The organism is Indolivaga capnocytophagoides DSM 22835 (genome assembly GCF_000426485.1).
Classification (GTDB): Bacteria; Bacteroidota; Bacteroidia; order Bacteroidales; family Dysgonomonadaceae; genus Dysgonomonas_A; species Dysgonomonas_A capnocytophagoides.
Map to the genome: position 1 here is coordinate 50,356 of NZ_AUFL01000021.1, position 20,089 is coordinate 70,444.

The following is a 20,089-nucleotide window of genomic DNA, read 5'->3' on the forward strand; positions in this document are numbered from 1 at the left end:
GCACCGCACAAAGATAACGATATTTTAATTAATAGTAAATGGGAGCAGTAACACCGAAAAAATTTCTTGGTCAACATTTCTTGACAGACTTACAAATTGCTAAGCGAATTGCTGATACGTTAGATGATTTCAGCGAGATTCCTGCAATCGAGGTCGGTCCGGGCATGGGTGTGCTCACTCAATTTATTCTGGAAAAAAACATCGACCTCACAGTCGTTGAACTTGACCGCGAATCTGTGCCTTATCTGCAAGAACATTTTCCGGGTCTGAACAGAAAGATTATCGAAGGCGATTTTCTGAAATTAAACCTTACCGATATATGTCCTGATAAGTTCACTGTAATAGGTAACTATCCTTACAATATATCTTCTCAGATATTTTTCAAGGTACTTGATTATAAAGATCATATTCCATGCTGTTCCGGAATGCTCCAAAAAGAAGTAGCAGAACGGATTGCGTCAAAACCGGGAAAAAAGGCATACGGAATACTCAGTGTCCTTTTACAAGCTTGGTATGATATTGAGTATTTGTTTACAGTAAGTGAAACTGTATTCAATCCGCCTCCGAAAGTGAAATCGGCTGTCATAAAACTGGTAAGAAACAGCAGGACTTCGCTCGATTGTGATGAAAAGCTGTTTAAAACAGTTATAAAAACATCATTCAACCAACGGAGAAAAACGTTGCGTAATTCGATGAAACCTATGCTGGGTAAAGATAATGAAGTATACTCTGACTCAATATTCGATAAAAGACCCGAACAATTATCGGTGGAAGAGTTTGTATATCTTACCAACCTTACGCAAAAGCACATGCCTACCGGTTCTGAAAACGCAGGGATAAGAAGAAAGGAATAAAATAACGAAGAAAAACAGAGCGTTATGTCAGAAGTGAGACTATTTTATCACAAAGACAATGTGATTCGTATAAGCCGCAGTATAGAATTCTTGAAAACGAATCCGATCAAGAATTTCTTATGGATCGACTTAAATAATGTGGATGAAGAAATCGAAAACGAGCTCGAAGACTACCTGAAGATATATATACAGGAAGAGGAAGAGATGATCGAGATCGAGATGTCGTCTCGTTATATGGAAACGAGCGATTCGCTTGTAGTAAACTTCAATTTCCTTCGTCTTAATTTTGAGCGTGAACCCGTCTCGTTTATTCTGAAAAACAATATACTGATAACTGTTCGTGACGAAGATCTGACCTCTTTTCAGGAGACTGTAAAGAAGATATCTGCAAGTCCGAAGAATTATCCCACCGGATACCATGTATTTGTTGCCCTGCTTGAAACCCGCGTAGAAGTAGATGCCGATATGATAGAGGAAATGACTCAGAAAATAACCACTTTGAGTAATAGCCTTACCATGGACGAAGCAGCTGATGCCGAGCTTCTGATGGAAATAAAAGACTTACAGGAAAAGACTATGCTCCTTCGGGAAAATATAATAGAAAAACAACGTGCTGTATCTAACATGCTGAAAAGTGAGCTTATTCCTTACGAGTTACACAGTAAACTGACTATTGTTGTTAAAGATATTAATTCGCTGCTTGAACATATCCGTTTCAGCTTCGACCGTCTGGACTACTTACAGGATACTTTTCTGGGTTTTGTTAATATCGAACAAAATAAGATAATCAAAATGTTTACGGTAATTTCCGTAATCTTTATGCCGCCTACTTTGATAGCCAGTATCTACGGTATGAACTTCGGTGATTCTATGCCCGAACTGTCATGGAAGTTTGGTTATGAGTTTTCGATAGGACTCATGGTATTTGCCGTTGCCGTTATCCTCTTCTATTTTAAGCGAAAGAAGTGGCTGTAAATCATTTAACAGGTACCATTTAAAGATATAAGACCTATTTAACTTTACGACGGATAATAAATATATTCAGAAGAGACAGTAAGACGAAGATCAGAATACCCAAACCTACGATATATACTGCGGAAACAGTTTCCCCAATCGATAAGACTTTATTTACGGCATCAAGGTACTTTCCTCTGAGAACAAGCACTATCAGCAATGATATAACCAATATCACGCCATTTAGTATCACTGTTAAGAGTTCATAAGGACGCACCACATACGATTTTGTATAGCCTATCAAACGGAGAGTTTTTAATTTGCCCATATTCTTCTCAAGCAGTAAAAATATACTCAGAACAAGAACAAAAAACGACAACAAACATATAACAATACCTACCGATACAACTATACCTACTATTATTTTCAGAAAGAAAGCCATTTTACTGGCAGTTGTATTATCACCGCTTATCTCATAACCTTTTGTTTTGAAATAATTAGCCAGATTAGGATCTGCCACATTACTGATCTCTACGATCAGGCGGGCAGGCTGTACCTGTGTATTATTGCCATAGTGTTCATTCGCCCAACTCATGAAAGATTCGGGGACTAATATAGTATTGATCCGGTTCGAGAAACCGACAATACGCCCTTTCATCTCTTTGGGTTCTTTATGTTTGGTAAAAATAGTAATATCAAGGTTTATCATGCCTATAAGACCTTCGGTCAGCTTAGGCATTGATTTCGATTCTGCAAAGCCGAAATTATACAGATCAAGGTAATTTTTAGGCAGAATTATGGGAATACTCGTGTCGAGCGGAGAAAACTTCCAATCTTCCGATTTAACATCAATAAAATTATCGGGAACAGCTTCAAAAAACATTTCGGTATTAAAACCTACTCCCATATTCTGATTATTGAAGCCTGCGAAAACACTGTACTGAGAAGGAGTAAATGCTCCTACATCTTTTACAAATGGCTGCTTCTTCAGGTCTTCTATCTCTGCACTGTTAAATCCATTCGATTTAGCAGTTAATCCGGTTATAAGTCCTACTTGTTTAGATACCGTCACATAATCACGCTTAAACAACTTATCCTTCTCGGTAAAAACAGGGCTGATATCTAAATAAAACTGAATGGCCAGCAACACAATAATAAGTCCTATCAGATTGGCTATACCAAAACCGATCAATTGAGCCTTGCTTATATTTTCACGAAGCAGCTTCCAGACTAATTTCATAAGGATAGAGTTTTTGTGTAATCAAGAGGTAAATGCTTACCTATAGATGTTGCGATAATACCTGCATCGCGAAGCCGTGCCTCTTTCGAGAGCAAATCAGCCATTATACGGGCATTTTTATCATCGAGGTGACTAATGGGCTCATCGAGTATAATAAAATCAAATGGCTGGCACAACGAACGTATCAGAGCGACTCTTTGCTGTTGCCCCCATGACATTTTCCCTACCAATGCATTTTTCTTTTCACTGACGCCCAATTGTTCGAACATATAATTTATTTCGGCCTCGGACTTATGATGAGTGAGGTTGTTCTTAAGCAGAACATTCTCCATCGCTGTCAGTTCGGGAAATAAACAGAGTTCCTGAAAAAGAAGGCTCAGATGTCTGCATCTTATTTCATCCCAAAAAGACGCTTTCCTGTTGCGGATACTGCTGTCGTCGAACTGGATAGTGCCGGAATAGTCGTCTCTGTAGCCATACAAATAGCTACAGAGAGAACTTTTTCCTGTTCCCGAATTAGCTTCAATCAGATAATATTGCCCACGCTCAAAACAGATATCCTGTTTCCAGATTTCGGAACAAATTTTATTATCCGATAAAAAAATATCAGGAAGTGTGTTATTTAGATAGATCTTGTCCATTCCGGTTATTGAAACATTGATCCCAATTGAGATATAGCCGCATCTATTTGCTTGCAGATAACCGCCAAACTGTTTTGAGATTTATCAGCAAATTCAAGTTTACCTTTTCCTGTAAAATTTGAATTATCAACAGTATATTCGTATTTACTCAGGAATGAAAGCATATTTTTATAAGCAGCCATATCGGGAGTATCTCCAAGAGCATCTTTAATTAATCCCAAATCTCCATAAAGGACAGCCGATTTAGCCTTAATCAGGTCAGCATATCTGTTAGTCTGATTGCTGTTACTAAGAGAAGCAAATACCGATTCGATATTAGTTACAAAAAATGTATTCTTATTCACACCAAAATACAAAGTAACTTTGTCATCTATCTTAGTTGAGTATTTACCATCACCCAAATCAGCACATTGGAGTCCACCTTCAGTAATTTGTTTTTTGATGAGATCCGTAACATCAGACGGTTTTTCAATATCCATCATAAAGAAACATTCGGGTGTTGTATTTTGGCTTACTTCAAATTCATCAATTTCCGTATCATTCGTTGAATTCTGTCCTTTTTTGAAAGAAGTCAGAGCAAAAGTCACATCACCATTACATCCTTTAATCAAAGAACCAAGTTGCTCTTTAGTCAAAATATCTTCGGTTGTAGATTCAAGCTTATTCAGCAGCCCCAACTCTTCTATATAACTGTATATACCGGCTCCTTTGATATTTGTTGAAAATAACATAACAGGATCAGCTGCAAGATATTTTAAGTGATCTCCTTTAATAGTTCCTGACATTTTTGAAGCAAACTCTTTGAACTTCTGTTCTACTTCGGGAGTAGTGAAGTAATATTTGCTATTAAATACCAGTTCTCCTTTTTCAAAAGATGCAGTCACACCGGTAGATACCCCTTCAAATTGCGACAACGCCTTTTTCAAAGGATTCAAAGCCATATATCCGCCATATGGAAGATAACTGCTCAACGATTCCAATTCATCAAGCCCCTGCATTGTAATAAATGCAGAAAAATCTTTCTGGTCTTTGGCAAATTCAACATACGATTTATTCGAGTTGATACTTTTATCGGCACTTTGCACCAATAAATCTTTCGACATCTGGACTACATCCAGAGACTCTTTACCCGGATCGTTATATGTTTTACGGATATCCGCAAGTAAGATCAATTTAGAATTATTCCATGCAATACAAACTTCCGACTCGGGAGATATCAGATAAAAATCACCATCTTTTACAATAGTTTCTTCTTTAACAGAAGCCAGATTTGAGATTGCATCTTTTACTTTTTTTGCATCATTAACCCCCAGAACCACACCATATACTTTATAATTCGTAAAAATATAGGTTTCATTCTTCAGATTTAGACCTAAAGAATTGGCGTCTTTCAGAAAATCATCCAGAAACTTTATTTTAGAGTCATCCTTAAGCATAACCTTGTACATATTTATACCTTGTTTCACAGTAGGATTACTGAAAATATCGTACTGTGATTTTTCGATTAGAGATTTAGTATTTATATGCACAACATAACTTGCATCGGCCGGAATCGCATTACTCAGATCAGAAGACTGATTACACGAAGAAAACACAGTTACCGCAACTAATAACGTGAATAGAATTTTCTTTAAACTCATAATTGTAATATACGATTAGAAAAAAAAGGATGGCTATCTGCATAGGCCACCCTTATTATTTATTATAGTAAGATTATTATATCAATATTACTTACTTGATGCCCAACTCTACTTTTACGAGTTTACCGGCATCTACAGCACTTGTTGAAATATAAGGAGCAGCTCCGACTTCCAGGATATAAGTATATCCGTTTTTGTCTCCTACTGTTTTGATAGCCGCCTGCATTTTTTGTTGTAGGGGAGCTAACAATTGTTGACGAAGATCAGAGAATTCCTTATCGCTGTTTTGAAGATAAGTTTCGTATCTTTCTTGTATTTGTTGCAATTGTTTAGCCTGATCCTGAGCAACAGCATCTGTAGCCTGACCGGCAGCTTTAAATTCTTCAATTTTTTTATCGTACTCAGCCTGAATTGCAGAAAGGTTCTTTTTAATTTCCTCTTGCTTAGTACCAAGCTTAGTTTCAACGTCTTTGATTTCCGGCATCTGAGTAAACACTTCCTGAGTGTTGATGTACGCAAGCTTTTCTTGAGCAAACGCAGCCATCGGAGCCAAAACGATGAAAAGGATAACGAGTTTCTTTAACATAATCTCTTGTGTTTCTTGTTATAATTTTAGTTTCAATTCTTTACGCACAAATGTATATAATTTATTTTGAATATCCGAGTTTCGCTAAGACTTCATTACTTATGTCAATTCTCGGCGATGCGAAAATAACACTACTAGCTGAAGCCCTATCTAAAACAAGCTGATAACCTTTAGCATCTGATATTTCTTTCACCGCATTATAGATATCATCCTGAATAGGTTTGATCAATGCTTCTCTTCTTTTAAACAATTCTCCGTCAGCACCGAAGTATTTCCGTTTCAGTTCCTGAGCAGCTTTTTCCTTTTCTACAATTTCATTCTCTTTTTTAGTCTTTTGGTCTGCAGATAAAAATACCTGTTCTGACTGATAAGACTTATACATATTCTGAACTTCTGTCTGAGCTGTATTCACTTCCGATTCCCATTTCTTGGAAACGGCTTCGAGCTGTTGGTTTGCAGTTTCATAGCTGCTTATATTTTTCAAAATATATTCCATGTCTATCAATGCAAACTTCTGAGAATAACTACTTGCTGCAAAAGCTATGAACAGACTAAATAATAAAACTAACTTTTTCATAATTCCAATTTCTTTATGTGTGTTATACATAAAAGACGCTTATTCTTTCAAATAGTTTACAATAACACAGTCAAATAGTGTTAAAATTCTTGTCCGATGATAAAGTGGAACTGGCTGCCTCCGTATTGACGGCTGTTATGAACTTTATCAAATCCGTATGCCCAGTCGATACCGATCAATCCGATCATAGGAAGCATGATACGTGCCCCGATTCCGGCAGAACGTTTCAAGTCGAAAGGATTAAAGTCTTTCAGGTCATCCCAAGCATTACCGGCCTCAACAAAAGAAAGGACATATATAGTTGAACTTGGCTCCAGAATCAACGGATATCTCAGCTCAAGAGCTAAACGAGAGTAAGCACTCGAGTAGTAACCGATAGATCCGTTTTCGTATCCACGAAGTCCGATTGTTTCTGTTGCATATCCCGAAGAATATCCCGACATACCATCACCCCCCATATAGAATGTTTCGAATGGAGATTTCTTATGTTTGTTATAATAACCTACAAAACCATATTCGGCACGGGTCATCAGCACCGGTGTTTTTGTTACAGACGGCATCAAAGAAACGAATGTTTTTGATTTGAATTTCCATTTATGATATTCTACCCAACGGTATTTTTCGCCAGATTCTGTTCCATCCGCATTTTTCCCTAAAGCCTTATAGTCTTTTCCATCCCACATAGAGTAAGGAGGAGTAGCCTGTACGCTTAATGAGAATTGCGATCCACGGCGTGTATATATAGGTTGGTCCATTGAATTTCTTGACAGAGTAAGAGATAAGCTGATATTGTTGCTCGATCCGTTAGGAATCAGGAAGTATTCCCAATTCTTCATTCTATACAACTGATAAGATAATCCGGCTTCAACCTGGAAATAGTCATCCGGCCAGTTCAAGCGTTTGCCATATCCTACCGAAAGACCTAATGTCTTAATAGACTTATCAGGGTCAAGTGCATTATTATAGTAAGAGTTATCGTAAGAACTTCCTCCATAATAACTGTTGTAATAATTATTATAGTAATTGTTATTATAATAGTTACTGTTTACACCTGTTTGTATAGAATAATAGGCTCCGACTGATAAAAAGTTTGGCCTTTTTCCTCCGAACCATGGATCTGTAAATGAAATAGAATAAGACTGATAATATTTACCATTAGTCTGACCACTCAACTGCAATGTCTGACCTTCTCCCTGAGGAATAATCCCTTTATATGATCCGGGATTCAGTAAATTTTTCAATGAGAAGTTTGTGAATTTCAAACTCAATCGTCCTAATACTCCGGTCTGTCCCCATCCTGCCGAGAACTCAATCTGGTCATTTGCTTTAGACACTAACGGATAACCTATATCTACCGTTCCTGACTCAGGATCTGGCTGAATGTCCGGTTGAAGTTTTTCAGGATCGAAGTGTCCCATCTGTGCTACCTCACGAAGAGAACGCATCAAATCGTCACGGCTAAACAATGCTCCCGGTTTAGTTCTCAACTCACGGCGAACAATATCTTCATATAAACGGTCGTTACCCGATATAGAAACTTTACGGATAGTTGCCTTAGGTCCTTCTACGATACGGATTTCAAGATCGACTGAATCTTTCTCAATATTTACCTCTACAGGATCGGCCTGATAAAATATGTATCCGTTATTGTAATAGAAAGCATTACCAACGGCATCTTCATCAACAGTTAACCTGTCATTTAGTTTTTTCTGATTATAAACATCTCCGGCTCTCATATTCAAAGCCATATTCAACTGGTCTGTAGAGAATTCGGTATTTCCAACCCAATTGATTTTGCGCAAGAAGTATTTCTGTCCTTCTTCGAGCTTGATATCTATATTTACTTTCTTATCATTATATTTATATACTGTATCCCAAAGAATACGGACATCACGATATCCTAATTCATTGTATTTGCTCAGCATTTTAGCTTTATCTTCTTCGTAACTTTCAGGAACAAAGTTTGTAGAACGAAGGAAGTTTCTGATTTTTGCCGACATCGTGTGTTTATGGCGGGTTTTCTTCATTGCTTTCTCCAAAGTTTTAGCCGAAACTTCGGTATTGCCTTCAAATACAATATTATTGACTTTTATTTTTTCTTTCTTATTTACGTCAATCCCCAGTATTATTTGGTTTTCTTTCGATAGGTCCTCTGTTTGTGTAATATTTACAATCGCATTATTGAATCCCTTTCCATCAAAGTATTTTTTAATAATACTTTTGGCACGGTCAATCATATTCGGAGTAATCTGATTGCCTTTTACCACACCTATTTTGCTTTCGAGATCTTCTCTCTCACCCTTCTTCACTCCGGTAAAGGCTATGTCAGAAATACGAGGGCGGTCTGTCAACTCAAGATTAAGCCATATTTTATCACCATCGATTTTGGTTGCCGTAATCTTAATATCCGAAAACAACCCTTGTTTCCAGAAACGTTTTACAGCATTGGTGATTTCCGATCCCGGAATATCAACTTTATCTCCTACCGATAAACCCGAAAAGCCAATCAGTACATGATCTTCATACATCGAGTTTTTCAAACCCGAGATTGTGATATTCGCAATCTCATACTTTTTCGGAGTAAGAGTATACGTTATTACCGGCAGCGAAGCATCCGGCGATTGTGTGGTATTTGCTATTGCTTTATTAACTGCTTCTAACGAAGTCGAATCTGCGACTTGGGCTCTGATGCCGAAGTTGAAGACAAATAATGTGGATAATAAAGCAAATAAACCTCTTCTGAACATATTTCTATTTTTGTTTAAGGTCTCAGACCTATTTATAAACTTACCCATTATAGCAACAACTACCCGTCATTGCTTTTAAAGAAGGCCAAAGACCCTTTTAATTATTTATATTCTTATAACAATTAGCCATTAACTTGTTCACTTGTTTTCCCGAAGCGTCTTTCCCGGCATTGGAAATCAAGTATGGCTTCACAAAAAGCATCCTCCCTGAAATCGGGCCATAATACATCACAAAAGTATAATTCGGCATATGCAATCTGCCACAACAAGAAATTGCTTATACGGAATTCGCCGCCTGTACGGATTAGTAGGTCCGGATCGGGTATGCCCCTTGTTGTAAGGTAATCGGATATTGTTGACTCTTCAACATCTTTCAGTAAACCTTTATTTATATCCTGACTGATTTGCTGCACTGCATTCGTAATTTCCCATCGGGACGAATAGCTTATGGCCAATACCAAATTCAATCCTGTAGAGACATCTGTGTCGGCAATACATTTATCCAGAGCTTTACGTGTATGCTCGGGCAAACGTCCGATATCTCCAATTGCCTTCAGGCTAATGTTATTTTTTAGAAGTGTGGGTGTTTCATTTACTACCGAATCGACCAAAAGTTCCATTAAGGCAGAAACTTCTTCTTCGGGACGATTCCAGTTTTCTGTAGAAAAAGTATATAATGTTATATATTTAATGTTCAATTTGGCTGCGATTTCTGTAATCGAACGCACAGACTCCGCACCTTCCTTGTGTCCGAAAGTACGGTCTAATCCCCTTTGCTTTGCCCAACGTCCATTACCATCCATTATAATAGCAACGTGCTGTGGTATTTTGCCTTTATCAATATCCTCCAAAAGAGCCATTTTCTACAATTTTATTCTTAAGGTCGCAGACCTGTTCTATTGTTTTTGTATATATAACAGCAACAATTTGTTTGATTAATCTCGCTGTATTAAATCCTTTCTTTTTTAAGGTCGCAGACCTATTGTTGTCCATTCAAGTATAACAGCAATAAGCCGTTATTGCTTTGCTATAAACATTAAATCGTACTATTACCTAATATAAACTATTGACGCACGATTTGGTACGAACTCCAAAGTCCCATGTCAGCGAAAACATTGTCAGTACATACCAGTCTTTATTCTTCAAAAAGCTACTCTCTATTTTATAAGGATCATCCAACGAAAGATTCTTATCCTTAGAGGTAACATCAAAAGAGTCTCCAAATAGTTTCCGGAACGAAAACTCAAATCCCAGATTCAGCCTGTCTTTCCATTTATATTTAAGCCCGATGCCCAAAGGCAGGTTAACTCCGAAGAAAGACTTATCGCCGCTTCCGTACGTCATACCCAAGCCTGTGAACAGATAAGGCGAAAAACGCCTTGTTCCAAGATACTGAAACTTGTCGCTGTAATGGAAGAAATTATACTCGACCTGTCCTCCCAACTCATAGAAGGTTCTGCTAAACGAAGCATTCTCTCCTTTTGGAAACACATTTCCCGATTTACGAGTATCTCCTGAAACGCCTCCGATCAGTAAATTTCCTTTATATGCCCATCTGAAATTCCGGTTATACCTGAATACAACTCCGGTTGCTAAATGAGAATTCTGAAAAAGCTTCGATTTATTGGCATCACCCATATAGAAAGACGTACCTAAAGCTCCACCTATTTCATATTCGTATTCCTGAGCCGACACCTTTTGTCCCAGCAAGGTTATAAATAGGAGTAAGAGTACATGTAATGCTTTCTTTTCAGAGTAATACTTCATTTAATAAGCCGAATTTACCTATTGATTATTTTCTCAAGGTATAAGACTATTCAATCGTCCTCTCCAGACATCATTCAGATATGTTCCGTTTTCGGATACTCCTCCGAATATCCATATATAGTTCTGATCGTCTATTATAACGGTCTGATCTTTTCTTCTTGAAATCTCTTTACTCAACATTTGTTTCGATGCTGCCACATTCCATTTTTGTCCCCAAGTCGAAGAAATAAAGAATTGATTCAATTTTAGAGTATACATCTGCTTGTTGTAAGGGAACAAGGATACTCCTTTTCCGGCAAACATTACCGAATCTTGCTGTGATGGAGATAATTCCAATCCTTCGCTGAGATTCTTAATTACCCAGGTTCCGGATAGGTCTTTGGCTCCTGTTTTATCAATTCCGCAGGTAACAATCAGCACTCTGTCATTCTTCGATGACGAATAATTGGTATATGCATTACCTTCATTTAATGGGAAATTAGCAGGAAGTTCATTATCCGATGGAGATATCGACAAATAAGATACCGGTGCTACCGAAATCAAGTCTTTAGTCTTACCGAAATAATATTTACCGGCATCCTTATATGTTACCAATAATTGATCGTCCGTACGATTTACTTCGGGCAATACTCCTATTATAGATTCCACAACTTCGCTCGGAGTCTGCTTAGCCCACGATACTCCGTCCGCTGATTTATAAGACTTACCATCTTTATCTACCGCATAAAATACATCATTATATACGGTTATACTTTTAATCTTGATTGTCGCAGGCAAACCGTTCAAAGTTTTCTGAGTCCAGCTGATAGCCGATGACGGAGATGTATATAATTTAGCCGCACCACTAACCACTGTATAGGTAAAGAATGTAGGTGTGCCTGATTTTAGTAATATTGTTTTTGATTCTCCGATAGCTGCAGGATAAGAAGTCATCTTATTCCAAAGGATCGTATCGGGATCGATTTTATGGATACGTATATCCAGTTTATAATCTTTAGGAACTCCAGCCTGTGAAATAACACGAATAGATAAAGGTGCTTTTTTGACGAAAACCGAATCAGTCAGATTCCAATCGTATCCACCCACTGAATCAGGAGTAAAAAGTGTTACTTTAGAAACACCATATGTAGAATTGAATGTAGGAGTTAAGAGTACTTTTTCCAACTCGGTTCCATAAGGAAGAGAATCCGGGTTGTATATAATCTCTCCGACCTGATCTATGGCGAATTTCGTTTTATTTACAATTGCAAATATCTCATTCTGTTTGACTTGCTCCAACGAGTCTGATCTTTTGGGTGTAGGAGCTGACATGGCAAATGAATATATCTGAGCATCTTTAGAAGATGAACCATATGTTGTAGTAGTGTTGTCGTCGTTACACGACATAAGCAAGAAAGTGAAAAACAGGCTTGAAAATAGATAAGTTATATACTTTATATTCATTTTGTTTATACAGTTTTTATACAGTATCAATGTGCAAAAATAGAAAGATTTTCCACTTAAACTCGCAGAAAACCAATATTTATAATATTTTATATTTCTCCGTATTCTTTAAATGTAATGCCTGAGAAGTTCCTATTTGTAAGTCTTCCAATACAATTCCGTCTATTTCCGGAGCCTTCACTCCATCTTCGAACAGCTTATCAGCGACTTCGATAAAAGCTTCATCCCAAGCCTTTTCTTTGATAAAACTCTGTAATAGACTGGATCCACCCTCAACCAGAACCGAATTGATTTTCCTCTTATGTAATTCTTTCAGCAAAGATGGAATCATCTTCTGATCAAAAGGAATTTCAATATATTCTGTCTTATTTTTATTATTCACCACCTCTGCTTTTTCTGTAAAAACGATTGTTTCTACAACATCATTTAACACCTGATATTCGGATGGAATCCGATTTGTCCGGTCTAAAATAATCCTGATGGGATTTCTTCCATTCCAATATCTGGTAGTAAGAGACGGATTGTCATTAACAACTGTATTTGTAGCTATCATTATAGAAGCGACCTCTGACCGGATCTTATGAACCAGAATCCGAGTCTTTGTATTAGATATAGGAGTAGGAACAGCCGCACACCCGGCCTCTCTGGCTTTATCAATATATCCGTCTTTCGTTTGTGCCCATTTCAGAAACACATAAGGACGGTTTTCTTTCTGTGCCATAAAAAAGGTCTTATTCAGTTCCAAAGCCTCTGCCTCGAGAACTCCGATCTGTACTTCAATCCCTGCATCTTTGAGCATATTCACACCTCTGCCCGATACTTTAAAATACGGGTCGAGTGAGGCTATAACCACTTTCGGGATCTTACTATCGATAATCAACTGCGAACAAGGCGGTGTTTTTCCATAATGCGAACAAGGCTCCAAGGAAACATATATAACCGACTGCGGAAGTAAACTTTTATCCTTCACGCTGTTTATGGCATTTACTTCGGCATGTGCCTTTCCGTATTCCCTGTGATATCCTTCTCCTATTATTTTATTATTATGAACGACAACAGCCCCCACCATCGGATTCGGAGCAACACTTCCTCGTCCGTTGGCTGCCAGCTGCAGACATCGTCTCATATATTTTTCATCATCCGACATAGTTGGGCTTTCGTCTTTATTTATTTATTTTTGTCTTTATGCAAAATATAATTCAAAAAATACAAGATTCTCTTTCAGGAATATATCCCGAAAATGAGATTGTAAACTTAGGTCGACTAATCATCGAACAGGTAACCGGATATTCTGTTCCGATTCTTTTATCTGACAAAAGTAAAAAAATAACACCAGCACAAGAACAAATAATAGATAAGATTATACAACGTCTTCAAACATATGAACCTATACAATATATATTGGAAGAAACGGAATTTTTCGGGCTGCCCTTCTTTATAGATAAAAACGTGCTCATTCCACGACCCGAAACAGAAGAGTTGATAGAGCTTATACTATCAGAAAACACAGACAAAAAGGTATCAGTACTTGATATAGGAACCGGCAGCGGATGCATAGCCATTGCTCTGAAAAAACATAGGCAGGAATCATCTGTCTATGCATGGGATTTTTCCGAACCCGCTTTGCAAGTTGCTAAAAGAAATGCAGAGATCAATCATACTAAAATCGAATTCAATAAAGTCGATGTGTTACAAGACATCATCCCCGAGCTTAGTCTGGATATAATAGTAAGTAATCCTCCTTACATATTGGATTCCGAAAAAGAGGTTATGCACAAAAATGTTCTGGAATACGAGCCCCACTCTGCACTATTCGTCCCGGACGACAATGGACTGATATTCTACGAACGAATTGCTGATATCGCCCTCAAACGGCTAAAACCAAATGGAAGATTATACTTCGAAATAAATCAGCAAAAAGGACAGGATACTAAAGAAATGCTTGCCGATAAAGGATTTACTAATATAAGAATCGTAAGAGATCTTTCGGGCAATGACCGCATAGTTGTTTCACAAATAGCACAAGCTCAATGAAATATTCAGAAAGTCAAGCTCTGGTAAAAGCCGCCGCATATTGTTCTAAAGCGGAAAGAGCCGAATCGGACGTCCGCCGCAAACTATCCCTTTGGGAACTGCAACCGGATGAAACCCAACGTATCATAAGCCGGCTTAAAAAAGAAAACTACCTGAATGAAGATCGTTTTTGCCGGTCTTTTATCAAAGACAAACTGCTTTTTAATAAGTGGGGACGAATCAAGATCATCTTCGAACTGAAAAAGAAACAGATATCAGAACAAACCATCTCTCGCAGCTTCGATGAATTTGAATCAGACGCTTTTGAAGATTCCCTGCTGAAAGTATTAACCTCTAAAGCCAAAACCACAAAAGGGAAAGATGAATACGACAAAAGGAACAAGCTGATCCGCTTTGCTCTTGGCCGTGGATACTCTTATGACCAAATACAGAAGTGCCTTCCTAAAATACTAAAGACCAATACTGATGATGAATACTATCTGGAATAACTTCATCGAGTTGTTCTTCCCCCGCTTATGTGTTTCTTGCAAACGGCTTCTTATAGAACAAGAAAAACACCTTTGCCTGAATTGCCTTCTTGACATACCAAAGACTAATCATCTGAATGAAACTAATAATCAACTGGAGGTATTCTTTGCGGGAAGATTCCCATTTGTCCACATGGCGTCATTCGCCTACTATGTCAAAGGAGGAATATTGCAAAAGATTGTTCATCAAATCAAATATAAAGAAAACTATCAGCTAGCCATAATGATGGGCGAACTTTGCGGGAAGGTGATAATGAAAAACGGAGATAAATTCTCAGATATAGATTATATCGTGCCTGTCCCCTTACATCCGAAAAGATTAAAACAACGGGGATACAATCAGGCTCTGGCTCTTTCGAAAGGCATATCCGACAAAACAGGGATTAAAATAGATGTCGGAAATCTGATCCGTATAATAAACAATCCATCTCAAACCAAAAACTCACGTTTCGAACGATGGCAAAACACAGAAGGGATATTCGATCTAAAAAACAAAACCATCTATAAGAACAAACATATTCTTCTTATAGATGATGTTGTGACTACCGGCTCTACGCTGGAAATATGCGCCAAACTATTGCTTAGCTGCGAAAACTGCAGGGTCAGTATTTATACATTGGGGTTAGCTGTCTAACTCGAGTAACTCTTCTTCGACTTGTCTTTGCTTACGGTATTCTTTTCTTTTAATTCTTCTGTATATAAACACATTAACGAGTACCCCAACCGAAAGATCCAGAATCAGTAATACATTACAATCAAGATACCACAATAGAATCCAGTTTGCAACAACAAGCAAAGCTCCGGTCATAACGATCAGAAAAACAGCCTTTTTCTTAGAAAATCCCAAGTCGATAAGTTTATGGTGAATATGATTTCTGTCAGGAGAGAAAGGACCTTTGCCCTTTGCGATACGTACAACCATCACCTTAAAGGCATCAAAAAGAGGTATGAATAATGCGGAAAGAACCAAAAGAATCAATCCGCCAGGAACGATCTCCACTGCGGGTGGATATTTAGAAATACGAAGAATCATAAAAGCCAATAGGAAACCAAGTGTTAACGAACCTGTATCCCCCATAAAAATCTTTCTTGTAGGATGAGCAAAATTGTAATAGAAAAATGGAGCAAGCAAACCCAGTGTAATGAAAGCAATACCTGCGTATGTCCACATGCCGTATATCGAAAACATAATGCCATATATAAGCAAAGCTACAGCACTGATACCCGAAGCTAAACCATCTGCTCCATCAATGAGGTTTATAGCATTGGTCGTAAACATGATCAAGCCGATACTAAGAACTACACCTATAAAACCGGGTATTTCGTGGAAGCCGAGAAGACCATATAGATTATTTATATACACACCACTTCCTACGATACACAGCGATGCGATGAATTGTATCACAAATTTCTTCTTGAAACTTACTCCGACTAAATCATCTTTCGCTCCCAATAAATAAATAACCAATAATCCGCAAACCAGCAATATAGTTTCAGGAATACGATAGAAGAAAAGCTCTTCATCCCAGAATTGAAATATAAACCGGATAAAAAGGCAGAAAAGACTGACCAATAAGATTACAGGAGTAAAAGAAATTCCTCCTAAACGGGGAATCGGCTCACTATGCTTCTTCCTCTTATCGGGTAAGTCAAACAATCGCTTCTTCTTTGCGATATAGATAATACGGGGCAACACCATCATTTCTATAATAACAGATGCTATGCAAGCCCCAACAATGATAAGAATATTGTATAACTTTATATTTTCCATGAACAGTATAAGTGTCTTTGCAAAACAAAAACGCAGGAATCTTCTATATATTGTAAATCTCCCTAAAAATTAATCAATAAATCGGCGTGTAATATCTCCGAATGCATCAATACGACGATCTCGAAAGAATGGCCAGATGCGCCGAACATCTTCCGAACGTTTCATATCAACATCTATTATTTGTGTTTCTTCTTTATCATTTGATGCCTGCCAAAGGATTTCTCCCTGTGGACCTGCGACAAAACTACTGCCCCAAAAACTAATGCCGTTAGTTTGTTCCGATGGATCGGATTCATACCCTACCCTGTTTACCGATATCACATTCAAGCCATTGGCTACTGCATGTCCCCGCTGGGATATGATCCATGCATTTCTCTGACGGTCTTTCTCATCTTGAGTATCTGTTGATTCCCATCCGATAGCTGTCGGATAAATAAGGACCTCTGCACCGGCTAAAGCCATCAAACGGGCTGCCTCGGGATACCACTGATCCCAGCAAACCAATATACCTAATTTACCTAAAGATGTTTCAATCGGCTGAAATCCCAGATCTCCGGGTGTAAAGTAAAATTTCTCATAATACGCAGGATCATCCGGTATATGCATTTTACGGTACTTACCTGCAATGCTTCCGTCTTTTTCAATCACAACAGCTGTATTATGATATAAGCCGGGAGCTCTCTTTTCGAATAAAGAGAGAACCAATACAATGCCTAGTTCTTTCACTAACGCCCCGAATTCGTCGGTTGATTTACCGGGAATGCTTTCTGCCAGATCAAATACAGAAGTCTCTTCTGTTTGGCAGAAATATAATGAGTTATGTAATTCTTGTAATACAACGAGTTCTGCTCCTTGTTTTGCTAGTTTTGTTATGTTTTCTTTCAACTTGGCTACATTCGCAGCGATATCTGCCGAATTAGCTTGTTGCACGATTCCTACTTTCATAAATCTTATTTTAAGGTCAGAGACCTAATTATTTAACAACGTGAATCAGTTTTTAATAATCAGCCTTATAATATCAAAAGGTAACAAAGGTTACACAAAAGTATACTTTTTTTAGTTGTATCCTTTTCCTTTTTGATAAGACAAATCTTAATTATTTCTATTTATAGTTATTTACAGAACCGATCTATGCTCCCGGATTTCCTTATTATAGATAAAATTCTTAATTCTCAATCAGAGAATTTCTCACTAGATCTAAAATGCACGTATGATAGAAAAATGTTTTCTTTATGTTATCAGTGTCATAATCGATATTCTCAAGAACTATTACTCCTGTTTCGTATTCAGGAAAATAAAAATCCATAGAAACAAAACCGGGAATATATCCCGTCTGTCCGAATAGGATAAGATTCTCTGACGTATCAACTGTAATGCCATACCCATAATGTAATTGCCCAAAGATGGGATGATTTCTGACAGCATTCGACTGTTTCGTTACCATCAGGTATAGAGTTTCTTTCCTCAAAAGTTTATCACCAAAGAGAGCTTCATTCCAAATAAAAAGATCTTGTACGGTTGAGATAAAACCTCCTGCGGCAACAATCACATCTTTCGTATTTTCCTTTTCCTCGACTATAGAACCATTGTCTTCTCTGTAGGATTTCACCAAATTTAGAGAACTTTTTGAATCCGGATGGAAAGTATTGTTCATTCCTATACTACGGAATAATGAGTCCGACTGATCAATAAAACTTTTATGATTCAAGTGCTCCAATATATCTGCCAATAACTTATATCCGATTTGAGAATACAAAAATTTTTCGCCGTTAGGAAATACACTTGGTTTATTCATATCAACTATACCATGAGTATGACAAAGTAAATCGTGAATAGTTACCGAGTCAGCCCAACCTTGCGTCAATTCGGGCAAATAATTTTTTATTGGCTTATCTAACTCAACACGCCCTTTCTCAAACTCTTTCAAAATCATCACGGCTGTAATCTGTTTCGAAACAGAACCTATGACGAATCGGTCATTGTCAGATAATGCTATTTTTTTCTCAATATCCGAATATCCTTTTTGTGAAGAATAAACCACTTTTCCCTTCCGGTGGACAAGAATAACTCCATTAAAAGGTCTTATTGACTTTTTATTGATTAAAGAGTCAATAGAAACATAAGGACAATTCTGCCCAACAAGGAGAGATATAGATAACAGCCAAAACAACAAGACTGTAAACCATTTCATCATCAAATATTATTTATAAATAGCCTTCGGGATACTGCATGGTTATACAATGCAATGAGCCATGCTGTTTGATAATTGCTGAACAATCTATGCCGATTACCTCTCTCGTAGGGAAAGCCTTCTGAAGCTGCTCTGCTGCAACCTGATCCTTCGGTGTATTGTAAAACGGAACAATCACCAGTTCATTCATTATCAAAAAGTTTGCATAAGTAGCCGGCAAACGTTCTCCGTCTACCATCACTCTGGCAGCCATCGGCAGCTCTATCAGGTTATAAGGATTACCTTCAAAGTCTTTAAAAGAACAAAGCTGTTCTTCCATCTTAGATAAAGCCTCGTAATGTTCATCTTCTTGATCATCACACTTCACATAAGCGATGGTATGTTCGTCACAAAAACGCGCAAGAGTATCAATGTGGCTATCGGTATCATCTCCGGACAAATATCCATGATCGAGCCACAATACTCTTTTCAGACCGAAAGTTTCGGTAAGATATTGCTCTATCTCTTTTTGAGTATAAGACGAATTTCTATTGGGAGAAAGTAAACACTCCGAAGTAGTTAATAAAGTGCCCTGTCCGTCAGATTCCAGAGCTCCACCTTCCAAAACAATGTCTTTTTTATTGACATATTTTACACTTTTGGCAAAAACTTCTTTAGCAAATAAACCTCTGTTAATCTGATTATCAAAGTTAGATGCAAACTTCAGTCCCCACCCGTTGAATGTAAAATCGAGCAGAAGTTTTTGTTTTCCATTGAATACCGAAATCCCCGCATGATCACGAGCCCAGGTATCATTCGAAGGCAGTTCTACCAATTTCAGATTCTTAAGTGCAACTTTATCGGGCTCCAACTGAAATTTCACAGCCGAAGCATCTCTGCATACGATAACAAGTTTCTGATATTTAAGTATAGTGCGTGCTATTTTCACATAACACGAAACTATTTCTTCTAACATGTAGTTCCAGTCCGTCCCGAAATGAGGCCATGTCAATTGGATAGCACTCTGTTTGTACCACTCGGGTGGAAAAAAATATGATGTTTCTTTTACCTTTTTTGCCATTGTAACAATACGTTAAGATCTTCGATCTTTTATTTAATATTGCGTAAAGTTACACTT

19 protein-coding genes are annotated in these 20,089 nt (G+C 37.7%); 5 read left to right on the forward strand and 14 right to left on the reverse strand.

Annotated features, from left to right (window positions below; translation table 11 throughout):
* The first annotated feature begins 38 nt into the window (after window positions 1–38).
* Together rsmA and corA are read left to right on the forward strand one after the other, a co-directional pair.
* Window positions 39–854 carry a 16S rRNA (adenine(1518)-N(6)/adenine(1519)-N(6))-dimethyltransferase RsmA gene (rsmA, locus tag K322_RS0112140; RefSeq protein WP_026627139.1) on the forward strand — a complete coding sequence of 272 codons (816 nt, stop codon included), beginning with the start codon at window positions 39–41 and terminating at the stop codon, window positions 852–854.
* Window positions 855–878: 24 nt separating this feature from the next.
* The gene (gene corA / locus K322_RS0112145; protein ID WP_026627140.1) at window positions 879–1,829 is read left to right on the forward strand and encodes a magnesium/cobalt transporter CorA; all 951 of its coding nucleotides are present in this window, start codon (window positions 879–881) and stop codon (window positions 1,827–1,829) included.
* Window positions 1,830–1,863: 34 nt separating this feature from the next.
* Here corA and K322_RS0112150 read toward each other — a convergent pair whose 3' ends face one another.
* From K322_RS0112150 to ribD, 10 genes are all read right to left on the reverse strand, one after another.
* Window positions 1,864–3,048, reverse strand: a complete 1,185-nt coding sequence (locus K322_RS0112150; RefSeq protein ID WP_026627141.1) for an FtsX-like permease family protein — start codon at window positions 3,046–3,048, stop codon at window positions 1,864–1,866.
* Window positions 3,045–3,689 (reverse strand): ATP-binding cassette domain-containing protein, encoded by a 645-nt coding sequence (locus K322_RS0112155; RefSeq protein ID WP_026627142.1) that lies wholly within the window; start codon window positions 3,687–3,689, stop codon window positions 3,045–3,047. The genes K322_RS0112150 and K322_RS0112155 overlap by 4 nt, the downstream gene beginning before the upstream one ends.
* A 5-nt stretch (window positions 3,690–3,694) precedes the next feature.
* Window positions 3,695–5,329 carry a DUF4836 family protein gene (locus tag K322_RS0112160; RefSeq protein ID WP_026627143.1) on the reverse strand — a complete coding sequence of 545 codons (1,635 nt, stop codon included), beginning with the start codon at window positions 5,327–5,329 and terminating at the stop codon, window positions 3,695–3,697.
* Between the two features lie 91 nt (window positions 5,330–5,420).
* Window positions 5,421–5,915 (reverse strand): OmpH family outer membrane protein, encoded by a 495-nt coding sequence (locus tag K322_RS0112165; protein WP_026627144.1) that lies wholly within the window; start codon window positions 5,913–5,915, stop codon window positions 5,421–5,423.
* A 61-nt stretch (window positions 5,916–5,976) separates the two neighbouring features.
* Window positions 5,977–6,492, reverse strand: a complete 516-nt coding sequence (locus K322_RS0112170; protein ID WP_026627145.1) for an OmpH family outer membrane protein — start codon at window positions 6,490–6,492, stop codon at window positions 5,977–5,979.
* 80 nt (window positions 6,493–6,572) lie between these two features.
* Window positions 6,573–9,239: a BamA/OMP85 family outer membrane protein gene (locus K322_RS0112175; RefSeq protein WP_026627146.1), complete on the reverse strand. Its 2,667-nt coding sequence runs from the start codon at window positions 9,237–9,239 to the stop codon at window positions 6,573–6,575.
* Window positions 9,240–9,361: 122 nt separating this feature from the next.
* The gene (locus tag K322_RS0112180; protein ID WP_026627147.1) at window positions 9,362–10,099 is read right to left on the reverse strand and encodes an isoprenyl transferase; all 738 of its coding nucleotides are present in this window, start codon (window positions 10,097–10,099) and stop codon (window positions 9,362–9,364) included.
* A gap of 193 nt (window positions 10,100–10,292) precedes the next feature.
* Complete coding sequence (gene porG, locus K322_RS0112190) at window positions 10,293–11,006, reverse strand: type IX secretion system protein PorG (protein ID WP_026627148.1); 714 nt, start codon at window positions 11,004–11,006, stop codon at window positions 10,293–10,295.
* A gap of 33 nt (window positions 11,007–11,039) precedes the next feature.
* A complete protein-coding gene (locus tag K322_RS0112195; protein ID WP_026627149.1) occupies window positions 11,040–12,449 on the reverse strand; it encodes a DUF6242 domain-containing protein in 1,410 nt (469 codons plus the stop codon).
* A gap of 79 nt (window positions 12,450–12,528) precedes the next feature.
* A complete protein-coding gene (gene ribD, locus K322_RS0112200; RefSeq protein WP_374116868.1) occupies window positions 12,529–13,575 on the reverse strand; it encodes a bifunctional diaminohydroxyphosphoribosylaminopyrimidine deaminase/5-amino-6-(5-phosphoribosylamino)uracil reductase RibD in 1,047 nt (348 codons plus the stop codon).
* Window positions 13,576–13,634: 59 nt separating this feature from the next.
* Between ribD and prmC the strand changes: the two genes are divergently transcribed.
* From prmC to K322_RS0112215, 3 genes are read left to right on the forward strand one after another with little or no spacing between them, the layout of a single operon-like run.
* Window positions 13,635–14,483 carry a peptide chain release factor N(5)-glutamine methyltransferase gene (prmC, locus tag K322_RS0112205; RefSeq protein WP_026627151.1) on the forward strand — a complete coding sequence of 283 codons (849 nt, stop codon included), beginning with the start codon at window positions 13,635–13,637 and terminating at the stop codon, window positions 14,481–14,483.
* Window positions 14,480–14,971 (forward strand): regulatory protein RecX, encoded by a 492-nt coding sequence (locus tag K322_RS0112210; protein ID WP_026627152.1) that lies wholly within the window; start codon window positions 14,480–14,482, stop codon window positions 14,969–14,971. Before prmC ends, K322_RS0112210 begins: the two co-directional genes overlap by 4 nt.
* A complete protein-coding gene (locus K322_RS0112215; protein WP_246037307.1) occupies window positions 14,949–15,644 on the forward strand; it encodes a ComF family protein in 696 nt (231 codons plus the stop codon). The genes K322_RS0112210 and K322_RS0112215 overlap by 23 nt, the downstream gene beginning before the upstream one ends.
* On the opposite strand, the gene K322_RS0112220 is transcribed toward K322_RS0112215, so the two are convergent.
* The 4 genes from K322_RS0112220 to K322_RS0112235 form a co-directional block, all read right to left on the reverse strand.
* Window positions 15,633–16,781, reverse strand: a complete 1,149-nt coding sequence (locus K322_RS0112220; RefSeq protein ID WP_035332011.1) for an MraY family glycosyltransferase — start codon at window positions 16,779–16,781, stop codon at window positions 15,633–15,635. The two genes, K322_RS0112215 and K322_RS0112220, sit on opposite strands and share 12 nt — an antisense overlap.
* A gap of 69 nt (window positions 16,782–16,850) precedes the next feature.
* Window positions 16,851–17,726 (reverse strand): carbon-nitrogen hydrolase, encoded by an 876-nt coding sequence (locus tag K322_RS0112225; protein WP_026627155.1) that lies wholly within the window; start codon window positions 17,724–17,726, stop codon window positions 16,851–16,853.
* 220 nt (window positions 17,727–17,946) lie between these two features.
* Complete coding sequence (locus tag K322_RS19320) at window positions 17,947–18,975, reverse strand: serine hydrolase domain-containing protein (RefSeq protein WP_051290776.1); 1,029 nt, start codon at window positions 18,973–18,975, stop codon at window positions 17,947–17,949.
* A gap of 10 nt (window positions 18,976–18,985) precedes the next feature.
* Window positions 18,986–20,032 carry an agmatine deiminase family protein gene (locus K322_RS0112235; protein ID WP_026627156.1) on the reverse strand — a complete coding sequence of 349 codons (1,047 nt, stop codon included), beginning with the start codon at window positions 20,030–20,032 and terminating at the stop codon, window positions 18,986–18,988.
* Between the last annotated feature and the right edge of the window lie 57 nt (window positions 20,033–20,089).

Excerpts from the sequence above, each read along its gene's own strand:
- rsmA (WP_026627139.1), top strand. The coding sequence starts at position 39 with ATGGGAGCAGTAACACCGAAAAAATTTCTTGGTCAACATTTCTTGACA.
- corA (WP_026627140.1), top strand. The coding sequence starts at position 879 with ATGTCAGAAGTGAGACTATTTTATCACAAAGACAATGTGATTCGTATA.
- K322_RS0112150 (WP_026627141.1), bottom strand. The coding sequence starts at position 3,048 with ATGAAATTAGTCTGGAAGCTGCTTCGTGAAAATATAAGCAAGGCTCAA.
- K322_RS0112155 (WP_026627142.1), bottom strand. The coding sequence starts at position 3,689 with ATGGACAAGATCTATCTAAATAACACACTTCCTGATATTTTTTTATCG.
- K322_RS0112160 (WP_026627143.1), bottom strand. The coding sequence starts at position 5,329 with ATGAGTTTAAAGAAAATTCTATTCACGTTATTAGTTGCGGTAACTGTG.
- K322_RS0112165 (WP_026627144.1), bottom strand. The coding sequence starts at position 5,915 with ATGTTAAAGAAACTCGTTATCCTTTTCATCGTTTTGGCTCCGATGGCT.
- K322_RS0112170 (WP_026627145.1), bottom strand. The coding sequence starts at position 6,492 with ATGAAAAAGTTAGTTTTATTATTTAGTCTGTTCATAGCTTTTGCAGCA.
- K322_RS0112175 (WP_026627146.1), bottom strand. The coding sequence starts at position 9,239 with ATGTTCAGAAGAGGTTTATTTGCTTTATTATCCACATTATTTGTCTTC.
- K322_RS0112180 (WP_026627147.1), bottom strand. The coding sequence starts at position 10,099 with ATGGCTCTTTTGGAGGATATTGATAAAGGCAAAATACCACAGCACGTT.
- porG (WP_026627148.1), bottom strand. The coding sequence starts at position 11,006 with ATGAAGTATTACTCTGAAAAGAAAGCATTACATGTACTCTTACTCCTA.
- K322_RS0112195 (WP_026627149.1), bottom strand. The coding sequence starts at position 12,449 with ATGAATATAAAGTATATAACTTATCTATTTTCAAGCCTGTTTTTCACT.
- ribD (WP_374116868.1), bottom strand. The coding sequence starts at position 13,575 with ATGAGACGATGTCTGCAGCTGGCAGCCAACGGACGAGGAAGTGTTGCT.
- prmC (WP_026627151.1), top strand. The coding sequence starts at position 13,635 with ATGCAAAATATAATTCAAAAAATACAAGATTCTCTTTCAGGAATATAT.
- K322_RS0112210 (WP_026627152.1), top strand. The coding sequence starts at position 14,480 with ATGAAATATTCAGAAAGTCAAGCTCTGGTAAAAGCCGCCGCATATTGT.
- K322_RS0112215 (WP_246037307.1), top strand. The coding sequence starts at position 14,949 with ATGATGAATACTATCTGGAATAACTTCATCGAGTTGTTCTTCCCCCGC.
- K322_RS0112220 (WP_035332011.1), bottom strand. The coding sequence starts at position 16,781 with ATGGAAAATATAAAGTTATACAATATTCTTATCATTGTTGGGGCTTGC.
- K322_RS0112225 (WP_026627155.1), bottom strand. The coding sequence starts at position 17,726 with ATGAAAGTAGGAATCGTGCAACAAGCTAATTCGGCAGATATCGCTGCG.
- K322_RS19320 (WP_051290776.1), bottom strand. The coding sequence starts at position 18,975 with ATGATGAAATGGTTTACAGTCTTGTTGTTTTGGCTGTTATCTATATCT.
- K322_RS0112235 (WP_026627156.1), bottom strand. The coding sequence starts at position 20,032 with ATGGCAAAAAAGGTAAAAGAAACATCATATTTTTTTCCACCCGAGTGG.